This window comes from Paraliobacillus sediminis (genome assembly GCF_003426055.1).
Map to the genome: position 1 here is coordinate 478,781 of NZ_QJSI01000002.1, position 13,321 is coordinate 492,101.

Consider the following 13,321-nt stretch of genomic DNA (forward strand, 5'->3'; position numbering starts at 1 on the left):
CTGAAATAGCTGTTCTTTGGAGATGCCACTTCGTATCTTATGCGCCCAATAAAATTTATATATAAGATTACCCTAAAATATTCCCCGGGTAACCGCAAAATCCGACTTTTCCTATTTCCCGATCTTTCTTTTGCAAATCACTATGGATAACAGGACACTGAAAATTGATAAAATCAACGATGTCTTAAAATATGGTGGATAATATATTAGCTCTATCTCATTCTTCCCTTTATCTATTGGAAACCCAATAAATGCATAGTTAACCTTTTCTATTGCCTGTTTTTTATTATTAACTTTAAGATGCCATCCTTTTTCAAACGGAATTGGTAGCATCATGTAATGATCTTTATATTCATTCTGATAGGTTATTGTTATTCTATTATCTTCCCAATTTAACGCACTACTATTTAACGCCCTATTTTTTAGGAATTCCAAACGGGTATAATTTACTTGATATAGTTCTAGATCTTTAAGGCTATACTTTCCTTTTGGTAATCTAATCCGAATAGTATCCGTGCTATCTACTCGTATAGTTAATGTATCGTCATATGTTTTGTAGATCGATTGATTGGATTTTCGAGCTGTTTGATAATCATTTACTTTTAACGTAAATCCCTGATCAAGCGCAAGGTTTTCTAAGTGAAATTGAACATATAGCTCTTTAGCTTCAGACTGTAATGTATCTATTTTTATATCCATCCCCCCATTATCGTCAGTGACGGTTAACGTATTATTAACATAGGACGCACCAACCATTGTGCGTTTCGTTAGATCGATAATATTTTTCGCTTCTGCTATTTTTGCATTTGTTCGCTTTGTGTTCGGTACAATTACTCCTTCCAACATCGCATATTCTTTACTTAAATCAGACACATGTGCAACATCTTTTTCCGTAAAAAGTTTTTTAGTTGTTCGAATAAACGGTAATACATGCATGTTTTCAAACACAGTATAGTTCTTTGATTCAAGTATTTTAGTGAACCCATATGGTACACGCTCCTCCTTTTCCTTTTCCCTTATCATGTACTTTCCTTGAAATAAACTATATAAGTTCGCACGATTACCAAACGTTGCATATCTACTAACACTCTCCCTACCTGTGTCTACATTTAGATGATTCAAATAAAAATCGATCAAGTGTTCGTTCAATATACTTCCGTACACACTTAATCCATTAAAGTCTTGCACAATAGGGGTATTGTTCAGTCTGCCTACTTTCCAGTCGATACGGTATAGGGAATCAGAGTCTTTATCTTTAATTTGTTGTAAGAGATCTCGTTGTTCTTTGCCGTTATATTTTTCACTCAATAAATAATTTTTCGTAGATTTACTAACTTCCCCTGCTTTTGAAAGTCCGTATTGGAAACTATTAGCAAAAATGATTACAAGTAATAATAAACCGACACACATAGAAAAATGTGCACTTTTTGTTTGTTTTATTAACGTATTAACAAGTAATAATATAGTAATCAAAACCATCGTAAAAATAGCCAATGTAAGGACAGAAAAGTTACGTAGGTCATCAGTTAATATAGCAATACTAAGATAAAGAATAAACACTATTACACTTGATAAAATCAATTCTCTTTTTTTTATTCGTTTTATGTGTTGTAAACCAACTGATATGGTTCCTGCGATAGTAAAGGAAATCAAGTACTCCCATCGGGATTGTGGTGCAGAGAAACCGTTAAATGCACTTGCAATAAGTGGGCTAAAATGAAGAATGATTAAAAAACTGCTAATAATGGAAAACAGTCTAAATGTACGGACCTTGAAGAGAGAAAAACTGAACAAAAAAATTAAAAATACTGTAGGTAAAATAATATAACGACTATCAAATAAAATATTATCCCAGCTAAAGATAGGTACTGATTTCTGATATGCTGGTCGATAGTTATGTAAATAGCCATAAACAGCAGGTATAAAAGCTACTGCACTAATCCCGAACCCTAAAATACCTGACCAAATAAAAAGCTTACAATAGTTCCATTTATCTGCTTTATCCTCCAATGGAAGAAACGAACGAAAGATAATATACAAGACAATAAAAATTAAATTGACGTAAGCAAAGTAAAAGTTATTAATTAACGTTACAGCTATTGCAAAAATGAGCCAATTTGGTCTTTTCTCACGGAAAATTTTTTCAACTCCGAGTACGAGTAGTGGAATCCAGATCATTGCATCGGCAAAAAACTCCCAATATGTCACATGACGGAAGTAAATAGGAGCTAATCCATAAAAACAGGCACCTGTGAATGCTGGTAACCACTCACTTTTCATATAACGGAAGACATTGCTTGTAATAAAAACAATTAAGGTTAAGCGAGCGATACTTACAAATACCGTAGCATTTGCCCAAAACAGCACATCAGCAGGTCCAATAACATGGAACGACTGTAGAAAAAAAACAAAAATTGCTGTTAGAATAAATAAAAACGATGTCGAGAAATAAAATGCTAATTGGCTGTATGTTCCTCCACCCAAACCAAATTGATAGGAATAAAAGAAATCTCCATTTTTATATTGCTCGTACAACAGCGCTTTAAAGGTGACCATCTGCTGTAACCCATCATTTGGCCCAACCATATAGCTATCTAGCGACCATTCTCTCAAAAAAAACAAATGACCTAATGTAGCAACGCCAAGACTGCTTAATAAGAGATAGAGGCATTTTCTTTTGTTCTGCATATGTATTCCCCATTATTTTCTTAAAATTTTACCTGTTACAAAAAATGTAATAGGAACAGTGAAGAGCATTGAAACAATCGGTGCCACCGAACTATCTAATACAAAATACTCAACGAATATATATATGACGATCGAGGAAATGATTATATTTAAAAATTGCGTAATCGGAAATTTGATAAACTTCACTATAGTCGGCTTGACTTGAAACGTAAAATAGGAGCTCAAAAAGAATGAAATAATTAAACTTAAACTAAATCCCAAGACATGTGAAATCATATAATTAATTTCCCAGAACGCATGTATGATTAAATAAATCAGATAGTAATTACACGTATTAATGATGCCCACGATGATGAATCTTATAAATTCTAGGCTACGTATCCTCATGATTTTCTCCCGTATTAATATTTGTTTCTTGTATTAAGTAATGTGGGCGATGTTTTGTTTCATAATAAATCCTACCAATATACTCTCCAATAACGCCAAGACAAAGTAACTGAATACCACCTAAAAAAAGAACAGCTGATATTAAAGTGAAATACCCTGGTTCCGTAATTCCATTCCTAATAATAAAAACGAAATTAATAAATATATAAATAAGAGAAAATAACAATAAAATTGCTCCTGAATAAAAGCAAATTCTGAGTGGTCTATTGTTAAAAGAAATAATTCCATCAATTCCATAATTTAATAACGCAGATAGCGACCATTTCGATTTACCATTTTTACGTATGATATTATCATAATAAATTGTTTTTTGACTTAGACCGATCCATGAAAATAAACCTTTTGAAAAACGATTGCCTTCATTTAATAAAAGAAGTGCCTCAACAGCTTTTCTACTTAATAATCTAAAGTCTCCTACCCCATTTTTTATTTCAACATCAACAATTTTGTTAACGAGGCAATAATAGAGCGACGAAAAACAGGCGCGGAGAGGCTTTTCGCCTTTCCGATTACGCTGTGCTATAACTTGATGATACCCTTCTTCATACCCTTGAATAAACGGTTTTATCAAGTTACATGGGTGCTGTAAATCAGCGTCCATAACAATAACCGCTTCACCTGTAACATGCTGAAAGCCAGCTAGTAGTGCAACTTCTTTACCAAAATTCCTTGTGAAAGAAATATATTTAACATTAGAATTAATTGATTCTAACTGTTTAATCCGTTTTATCGTATCATCCGTACTTCCGTCATTAATAAATAGAATTTCAAAGTCATAATCAATGTCGGAACATTCATTCGTTATCGCATTATATATTAATTCAATATTGTTGGACTCATTATAAGAAGGAATAACGATAGAGATAAGGCGGGGTTTCATACATACACCTACTTCTATTGATTGGTAACAGTGATTGAACCATTCACTATTTATACGCCTAGTATGAACAGTAATGTCATAATTATTAGAAGAGTTTACAAGAGGTTCCGATGTAGGCAATAAAAATAGGGACTATCTGTAAAGTAACCTTCCATGATAGTCCCTAGATTCACATTTATTTAAATTGAATTTCTGTTTTTTCCTAAAGCAGAATAGAGTTTGTCCTCATATTCTTTCGTTATATGTGCATGGATATCATAATCCGTAACATTTTTCGCTTTTACACTATCAACTTCAACATAGATATTTTTATCCTGCCATTGTACATCATTTATCCAATCGGTAGCTACTAAAATATAGTTTGCTGCTAAGAATTTACTTGTTTCCACTACTAAATAGTTAATTTTCCAATTCGAATCGTCAATGATAACATCAAAAACATATCCTATTTTGCCACCAATACCTTCTACTGTATAACCTGTTAATTCACCTCTTACTTCATTAACACTTCTTAAATAATTGTTATCTTCTTGAGAAGTTGCATTTTTGCTTTGTATCATTTTTTGTTTATCTGCAAGACCTAGTGCTGCTGGTGTAGGAAAACCGCTCCATGGGCCTGTTCCACTCCAATAAATTGGAATTTCATAATATCCAGCTAAATCGATTTCGTACTGTTTAGAAATTGGTTCATTTTCTTTTTTATGTGGTGCGCTTTTAACAGTTTCCTTTGAAGTTAATACATTTACCGCCTTGTTTTCTGAATCTACTTTATCTAATGAAATAGGTGATAACAATACTTTTTTACTTGGAAGCCATTTACTTGTATCAACAACTAAGTAACGGACTGTCCAGTATTTATCGTCAAAATAGATATCTTTTACATGCCCTAATTGATCATCAGTTGCCTGGATGTTATATTTTTTTAATGTTGTTGCTAAATAATAAATAGTTAGCCTCCTCAGCTAGAAATCTTTTACTTATACTTTTAATTACCTGTTTACTAGAAATTCAAACATTTTAACACCATTTTCATTTCGTAATAGCAAAGAAACATCACGAAATGAAATCTCGTGATGTTTCTTTTACTTGCTTATTTTCCAGCCCTATTTTTATTATAAACGTCAAATCCTACTGCAAGTAAAAGTACCATCCCTTTAATCGCCTGTTGCCAATCAATACCAATACCGATTAGCGACATTCCATTATTCATCACACCCATAACAAGACCACCAACGATTGCACCAATAATGGTACCGACTCCACCAGACATCGACGCACCACCGATAAACACGGACGCTATTGCATCTAGTTCTAACATGTTACCTGCTGCAGGTGTAGCAGAATCTAATCGAGATGCAAACATTAACCCGGCTAATGCCGCAATAACACCATTGTTTACAAATACCCAAAACACAACACCTTTTGTTTTAATACCGGATAAATCTGCTGCTTTTTTATTTCCCCCTGTTGCATAAATCCTTCTACCCATTACTGTGTTATTCATAATAAAGGTATAGACAACAATAAGTAGGATAACAATTATCAATACCATTGGAATACCTTTATTCAAAGCAAGTTGATAAGCAAACCAGTTAATTACGGAAACTAATAAAACAAGCTTTGTAACGCTAATCCACAACGGAACAACTTCGAAACTGTATTGCCGCTGTGTTTTACGATCTTTAATTTCTAAATATACTAGAATAAGAGACAGAATGACAGATAAAATCATCGTCAGTATATGGAAATTACCTGATCCAAAAATATCTGGTAGAAAACCACCACTAAGGAAGCCGAATGAATCAGGAAATGGTGCAAGTGACTGCCCATCTAATAAATATAAGGTTAATCCTCGGAAAATCAACATTCCAGCCAACGTAACAATGAAAGATGGTATTCCTATATACGCAATCCAAAAACCTTGCCAAACACCTATTAAAGCACCTACAATTATTGATAAAATTATTGCTAGCCATACTGGTACATTATTATTAATCATCAATACCCCGGCAATAGCACCAACAAAAGCAACCACAGAACCAACGGATAAATCAATATTTCCAGTAATAATAACTAATACCATACCGACAGCTAATACTAAAATAAACCCATTTTGTAGAATTAAGTTCGTTAAATTTAATGGATTAAACGTAATCCCATCTGTCAGCACCCAAAATAATGCTGTAATAAATACAAGTGCAATAATCATTCCATATTGCCGAATATTATTGCGAAATAAATTAATTAACGTCTGCACGATTAGCACCTCCAAATCCGGTCATATGACGCATGATACTTTCTTGGTCCGCATCCACGCGATCTAGCTCCGCACTAATACGTCCTTCATTCATTACATAAATACGATCTGAGAGTCCAAGTACCTCTGGAAGCTCAGAGGAGATCATTATTACACCCATTCCTTCCGCTGCTAATTCATTAATCTGTGAATATATCTCAAACTTAGCGCCAACATCAATTCCACGTGTAGGCTCATCCAATATTAAGATGTCTGGTTCTGTGAAGATCCATTTACTTAATACGACTTTTTGTTGATTTCCACCACTTAAGTTACCAGTGACTTGTTCCAGTGAAGGTGTTTTAATATTTAATTTCTCACGTAATAATTGTGCTTCTTTAATTTCCATATTCTCATCAATAATAGAATGATGCGAAACCCGTTTAAGATTAGACAATGTAATATTTCTTTTGATATCTTCAATTAAGTTTAATCCGTAAGTTTTTCGATCTTCCGAAACATACGCAATACCATTTGCAATTGCTTCACTCACTGAATTTGCTTTTATTTCTTGCCCGTTCTTAAATAACGAACCTGTTATTTTCTTGCCGTATGACTTGCCAAAAATACTCATCGCTAACTCTGTTCTGCCTGCACCCATTAAACCTGCTACTCCAACAACTTCTCCTCGACGAAGATGAATATTCACATCTTCAAGTACTTTACGATCACGTTGCTGTGGATGATAGACATTCCAATTTTTAACTTCGAAAATTGTTTCACCAATAGCAGCTGTTCTTAATGGAAAACGACTAGTTAATTCACGACCTACCATGCCTTTAATAATACGATCCTCTGAAATATTTTTATCATTGCTCTTAATTGTTTCAATGGTTTGACCATCACGTAAGATGGTAATCGAATCCGATATAGAAGAGACTTCATTTAACTTATGCGAAATAAGAATAGAAGTAATCCCTTGTTTTTTAAGTTCATTTAGCAACTTCAACAGGTTCGCACTATCTGTTTCATTTAACGCTGCTGTTGGTTCATCTAAAATTAGCAATTTTACATTTTTTGATAATGCCTTCGCTATTTCCACAAGTTGCTGTTTTCCAACACCGATATTCATGACAGCTGTCTCTGGTGAATCTTTTAATCCTACTTGTTCAAGTAAATTTTTAGCTTTTGAATATGTTTCTTTCCAATCCATGATCTTACGATTGTGCCTCTCATTACCTAAGAAAATATTCTCTGCTATAGAAAGAAATGGACTTAATGCTAACTCTTGATGGATGATAACAATACCTACTTTTTCACTTTGCTTAATATCTTTAAAATGGCACTCTTTTTCATCGAAATAGATGCCGCCCTCATAGGATCCGTTTGGATAGACACCACTTAATACTTTCATTAAAGTTGATTTCCCTGCACCATTTTCCCCAACCAATGCGTGGATTTCTCCCTTTTCTACTTTTAAATTGACATTATCTAGTGCTTTAACACCAGGGAATGTTTTCGTTATGTTACGCATTTCCAAAATATAATCCGACATACCCTCGCCACCTTCTCTAATTAAAGAAATAATTTGGTTTAGTGGCGGTCACCCACCACTAAACTTAGGCTGTCTTACTCTAATTCATCTTCAGAATAGTAGCCACTGTCCATTACTATTTCTTGATAATTCTCTATATCTACAGACACAGGTTCTACTAGATAAGACGGAATGACCTCAATACCATTATCATATGTTTCTGTGTCATTAACTTCTGCTTCTTCTCCAGTTAAGATTGCATCAATCATTGTTACTACAACAGCAGCTAAATCACGTGTATCTTTAAATACAGTTTGTGTTTGCTCTTGTGCAATAATTGATTTAATGGAAGCTAATTCAGCATCTTGACCCGTTATAACAGGCATTGGTAAATCACCAGAACCATAACCGACACCTTTTAATGCTTGAATTACACCACGACTAATACCGTCATAAGGTGATAGCACTGCATCAACCGATTCTCCACCAGAATATGCTTTACTAAGAACGTTTTCCATACGAGACTTTGCGTTATTTCCATCCCAACGCATTGTTGCCGCTTGTTCAAATTCTGTCTGTGCACTTTGTACGACTACTTTACCGCTATCAATATGTGGTTGTAGAATCGACATTGCACCATCCCAGAAGAAATAGGCATTATTATCATCAGGTGATCCACCAAATAATTCGATATTAAACGGTCCATCTTCTTCTGTAAGGTTTAATGCCTCTGCAATGTACGTTGCTTGTAATACCCCTACTTGAAAGTTATCGAATGTTGCGTAATAACTAACATCAGGTGTTTCCATAATTAAACGATCGTAGGCAATTACTTCAATATCTTGTTCAGCAGCTTTTGCTAACACATTAGATAATGCTGTACCATCAATCGATGCAACAACTAAAACATCTGCACCTTTTACGATCATGTTTTCAATTTGTTCGATCTGTTTATCTACATCATCTTCTGCATACTGTAAATCAGTTTCAAAACCAAGTGCTTCTAATTGTTCTACCATGTTATTTCCATCATCTACCCATCTAGCTGATGACTTCGTTGGCATTGCAACACCGATTGATGCATCATTTGATACAGCATCGTCCCCATCATCGGAACCACCAGATGTGCTTTCATCCCCACCACATGCAGCAAGTACAAACATAAAACTAAATAATAGTGCAAGTAAGGCAAATTTCTTCATTTTTATAACCCCTTTCATTATTAACTTCCTCGTTACTAACAATAGCAGTTTATATAATGTAAGCCTTTACATTATTTTAAAGTGTTTTTATAAAAAATTAATCTAATTGAAATATTACAACTTTAAAAAATCAAACACACACAATTACTTAACAGATAAAATCTGTTAAGTAATTGTGTTCCTTCGAAAGATTATTCTTTAAGGCTTTAATTTTATTTTCTGAATTGGTTTGGAGATATACCGATTGTTTTTTTAAAAGTCGTACTAAAATAATGCTGTGTTTCATACCCAACAATTTCTGCTATTTCTCTAATTGTCATATCGGTTGTTTTTAATAAATCTGCTGCTTTATTTATTCGCAACTGTGTTAATAAGGCGACATAAGAAATTCCTAACTCTTGTTTCATCATACGACTTATATAAACTGTTGAAACATGAGCATTATCTGCAACTCTTTCTAGAGTAAGTGAAGAATCTTGATAATGTTGTTTTACATATGTTTGGGCTTGTTTTACAATTGGTGAAATTCGTGCTTGCTTATCAACTTTCAACTTACATAAATCATACACATTGTATAAATCAGTTAATTCTGTAAAAAGAACATCCTCAATATGTGCATACAAAGTAATTTTTAAATGTTTTTTTATCTCTGTTACAAGATCTGTTATCTGTTCATTGGTCACGCGCTCCCAGATGCAAACATTAAGTAACTCAGAATCCTCTCTAAATAAAACAATCGATGATGAACCAAGTATCTCCTCGACAATATTGTCAATTGCGAATAAGAAGATTTGTCTTTCATTATCTGTAATCAGTGTTTGATTTTGATGATACGTATGCCACCTCAACACTAAATACTGCAGTGGTAGTACTTTTGGTAATCTTAAAAATTGTAATTGATCCTTTACCTCATCATGCGTTAATTTATCTGCTTTCCAATCTTGAAAAAATCGCTCTTTAAGCTGTTGATAATTTTTCACTAGTTGCTTTTCTGCTTGTTTTAAATATATTTCTTGATTAACCTCCGTTCTAAACTTTTTCTTAAGTGCCATTAGTATCTGTCCCAGTTTTTCTGGATTTACAGGTTTAAGAATATAATCTACTACTTGTAAACGTATGGCATCCTGTGCATAATGAAACGTATCATAACCAGAAATCACAAGCATTTTACACTGTGGCAGTTGTTCCTTTAATTGTTTCATAGCTGTTATACCATCCATTATTGGCATATTTAAATCTATTAATAATAAATCAATTTGATTCTTAATTGCTAAATGTACTACTTCTTCCCCATCTTCCGCCTCCCCAACTACTTCCATTTCATACTTCTCCCAGTTAACGGAATACCGTATCCCCTCACGTATCATCATTTCATCATCCGCAATTAACACTTTCCATTTACGCATTAGGCTTACCCCCATTTAACACGAGATCATTTAAAATTGGTAATATAATTTCAACTCTTGTTCCAATCTCTTTCTTACTATCCATATAAATTCCGTATTCCTCACCAAAGGTTAAGAGAATTCGAGCTTGAACATTTAACATGCCGTATCCTTTTTTATCTCTATTTTCTTCTTGATTTTCTGTACGTGTAATCGCCTCACTTAGTGCCTGCCGTATTTCTTCTAGTTGTGTTTCTGACATACCGACTCCATCATCCTGAATAATAATAGATAGCTTTTGCTCTTTTTCATGTGCAGTCACAATAATATGACCCAAGCCACGTCGTTCCTTAATACCATGATAAATCGCATTTTCGACCAGAGGCTGCAAAATAAATTTCAAAACATAAAGAGAACGATTACTTTCATCAACTTGAATTTGATAATTTAGTTTTTCACGATATCTCATTTTTTGGATCATTAAATAGCTTTCTAAATGTTCTATTTCTTCAGAAAGGGGTATCATATCTCTTCCTTTACTTAATCCTATTCGAAATAATTTAGCTAATGATTCCACTACCTCTGCAATGTCATCTGCTTTTTGCTTCCTTGCCATCCATTGAATAGAATCTAACGTATTATAGAGAAAATGTGGATTAATATTTGCTTGAAGACTTCTGAATTCAGCTTCTCGCTTTTGCCTTTCATGCCGCTTTGTCAAGCGCATTAATTGATCTATTTGTGCTAACATTTTATTAAAACTACGTCCAAGTAATCCAATTTCATCATGCCGTTTTTCATGATAACGAACAGCAAGATTTCCTTCTTCTGCTTTACGCATGAATCGCATTAATTCGGAAATCGGTTTAGATATCGAATTGGATAATATATAGGAGACTGGAATTCCAAATAGCATGATTATAAAAACAAAAATAACTAAGTAATATCGTATTTCTCGTATCTCAAAAATTGTCTCTTTAGCTGGAAATACACCAATTGTTGTCCAATTAGCAAACGATGACTTGTGGAATATAAATTGTAGTTTTTGGTCATTAACTAATTTCGAGAAAGTACCAGTTGTTCTTTCATCTATCCACTGGTCTGGTATTGTATCAATCAATGGTTCATTTGGTTGATATATCGTCTGGTTTTGATCATCGATAACCATTAGATAACCCGTTTTTCCTAATCGAATATCCTTAACTGTTTCAGCAATAACTCTAACCTTTAAATCGATTAAAATAACACCCAGAACTTCTTGTGTATATGGGTCTACTACTGCACGAACAACAGAAACTACTTCATCATTTCTATAATTCACTAATGACGTTATGCTCCGACCTTCTGGTTTACCAATGATTTTAAAAATACCTTTATTATCAACAGCTTCTTGATACCAATATTCTTCCGTCAAATTCTTCCCTGACGGTGCATATAGTTCATTACTCATGTAATTACCTTCATTATTTACCACTAATAATCCAGCTACTTCGGGTGATATCGTAGTAAAATTTCTTAAGAAGTCTGTGATATCATATTCGTTCACCATAGATTCTTCTTCTGAATTTTGGTTTAGAAACAGTTGTATATCTTTATTGGCAGCAATGAAATACGTAATACTTTGCATATTATTGATATGAAATTCAAGCGATTCATTTACTTTGCTTATAAGTTGCGACGTGTTATTGTTCACTTGTTCTTCTAAAACACGCTCGACTGTCGAATTGATTAAAAAGCCTAAACAGATTATAGGGATAATACTGATAAGTAAAAAATGTGAGATTAACTTATATCGAATGGGTAAATTATTAATTTGTATCCAACGTTTCATTAATATCAATCCATTCTTAAAGAGATTATTGCGGATAATAAGAATCCACATTTTTCTTTGTAACAATCGTAACGCCCGTATCTACGTAACGGGGTAAAGGTGTTTCCGCATCCTCTTGTTCTACAATTTTATGTTGTAAATGAAACAAAAATTGTAGTGACCAATACCCCATCTCCCATGTTCCTTGTGCCAATGTTGCAGATATAACACCGTCTTGAATCATATCGAGAGTTCCTTTATCCGTATCAAAGCTAATAATTTTTAATGACTCTTCTAGATTATTATTTATGCTTGCTTGACCTACTCCAACACCACCATTTGCCTCTGTAGCAAATACACCAACTAAGTCGGGGAATTCTGAGATCATGTCTTGTGCAACCAGTTTAGATTGCAATTGATTTCCTCTTCCATCTTGGATTGAGCTAACCTCCATATCAGGATATTCCATAAAAATAGTATCTTGAAAGCCCTGGGTTCTTTCCTGGTGATTTAATTGATTTGGCTGTGTAATTACACCAACTTTTCCTTTTTCATTAACCAATGAAGCCATTTTATGTGCCGCTTCTACTCCTGCGTGATAATTATTTGTTCCTAAAAATGCATATGCTTTACTTTCAGGTGCGTCAGCATCAAACATAACTACTGGAATCCCAGCATCTATTGCTTTATCGATAACAGTTCTTAACGCATCAGGGTCCATAGTTGAAACCGCTATTCCTGCAGGATTTTTCGCAATTACTTGTTCTAATACAGTAATCTCTTCGTTTACATCATATTGTCGCGCACCTCGATATTCTACTGACACATTTAATGCCCCAGCAGCATCTTCAAAACCCTTAAGCGCACGTTTCCAATAATCAATTCCAACTTGAAAGGTCACCATCACATACGTTTCATCCATATTTCCTTGTATTTCGTTCTCAGACCATTCCTGTTTCGTTAATTCATTTGTTTGATAGTGATACACATATAGTACAAACAAACTAATCAATAACAAGTAGACGAAAAGTAGATTCCTCAATAAAGAACTCCCCTTATTTAATTAATATGAAAACGCTTCCAAAAGTGCTTTTTTATTATAACACAAAACAAAAAATGGTAAAAATCTTCCTTTACAA

Annotated in this window: 10 protein-coding genes; all 10 read right to left on the reverse strand. The window is 33.8% G+C overall.

Annotated elements, in window-relative coordinates:
- Positions 1-111: 111 nt before the first annotated feature.
- The 10 genes from D2K60_RS08510 to D2K60_RS08555 all read right to left on the reverse strand — a co-directional run bounded on the left by D2K60_RS08510 (position 112) and on the right by D2K60_RS08555 (position 13,224).
- On the reverse strand, positions 112-2,688 hold the full coding sequence (locus D2K60_RS08510) for a YfhO family protein (protein ID WP_117169579.1): 2,577 nt from the start codon (positions 2,686-2,688) through the stop codon (positions 112-114).
- Positions 2,689-2,700: 12 nt separating this feature from the next.
- Positions 2,701-3,075 carry a GtrA family protein gene (locus D2K60_RS08515; protein ID WP_117169580.1) on the reverse strand — a complete coding sequence of 125 codons (375 nt, stop codon included), beginning with the start codon at positions 3,073-3,075 and terminating at the stop codon, positions 2,701-2,703.
- On the reverse strand, positions 3,062-4,015 hold the full coding sequence (locus tag D2K60_RS08520; protein ID WP_117169581.1) for a glycosyltransferase family 2 protein: 954 nt from the start codon (positions 4,013-4,015) through the stop codon (positions 3,062-3,064). Before D2K60_RS08520 ends, D2K60_RS08515 begins: the two co-directional genes overlap by 14 nt.
- A 179-nt stretch (positions 4,016-4,194) precedes the next feature.
- The gene (locus tag D2K60_RS08525) at positions 4,195-4,977 is read right to left on the reverse strand and encodes a PRC-barrel domain-containing protein (protein WP_117169582.1); all 783 of its coding nucleotides are present in this window, start codon (positions 4,975-4,977) and stop codon (positions 4,195-4,197) included.
- A gap of 128 nt (positions 4,978-5,105) precedes the next feature.
- Positions 5,106-6,272, reverse strand: a complete 1,167-nt coding sequence (mmsB, locus tag D2K60_RS08530; RefSeq protein ID WP_117169583.1) for a multiple monosaccharide ABC transporter permease — start codon at positions 6,270-6,272, stop codon at positions 5,106-5,108.
- On the reverse strand, positions 6,256-7,806 hold the full coding sequence (gene mmsA, locus D2K60_RS08535) for a multiple monosaccharide ABC transporter ATP-binding protein (protein ID WP_117169584.1): 1,551 nt from the start codon (positions 7,804-7,806) through the stop codon (positions 6,256-6,258). The genes mmsB and mmsA overlap by 17 nt, the downstream gene beginning before the upstream one ends.
- 74 nt (positions 7,807-7,880) lie before the next feature.
- On the reverse strand, positions 7,881-8,987 hold the full coding sequence (gene chvE, locus D2K60_RS08540; protein WP_117169585.1) for a multiple monosaccharide ABC transporter substrate-binding protein: 1,107 nt from the start codon (positions 8,985-8,987) through the stop codon (positions 7,881-7,883).
- A gap of 212 nt (positions 8,988-9,199) precedes the next feature.
- The gene (locus tag D2K60_RS08545; RefSeq protein WP_117169586.1) at positions 9,200-10,393 is read right to left on the reverse strand and encodes a response regulator; all 1,194 of its coding nucleotides are present in this window, start codon (positions 10,391-10,393) and stop codon (positions 9,200-9,202) included.
- Positions 10,386-12,203, reverse strand: a complete 1,818-nt coding sequence (locus D2K60_RS08550) for a cache domain-containing sensor histidine kinase (protein WP_117169587.1) — start codon at positions 12,201-12,203, stop codon at positions 10,386-10,388. The genes D2K60_RS08545 and D2K60_RS08550 overlap by 8 nt, the downstream gene beginning before the upstream one ends.
- Positions 12,204-12,228: 25 nt before the next feature.
- A complete protein-coding gene (locus D2K60_RS08555; protein ID WP_117169588.1) occupies positions 12,229-13,224 on the reverse strand; it encodes a substrate-binding domain-containing protein in 996 nt (331 codons plus the stop codon).
- Between the last annotated feature and the right edge of the window lie 97 nt (positions 13,225-13,321).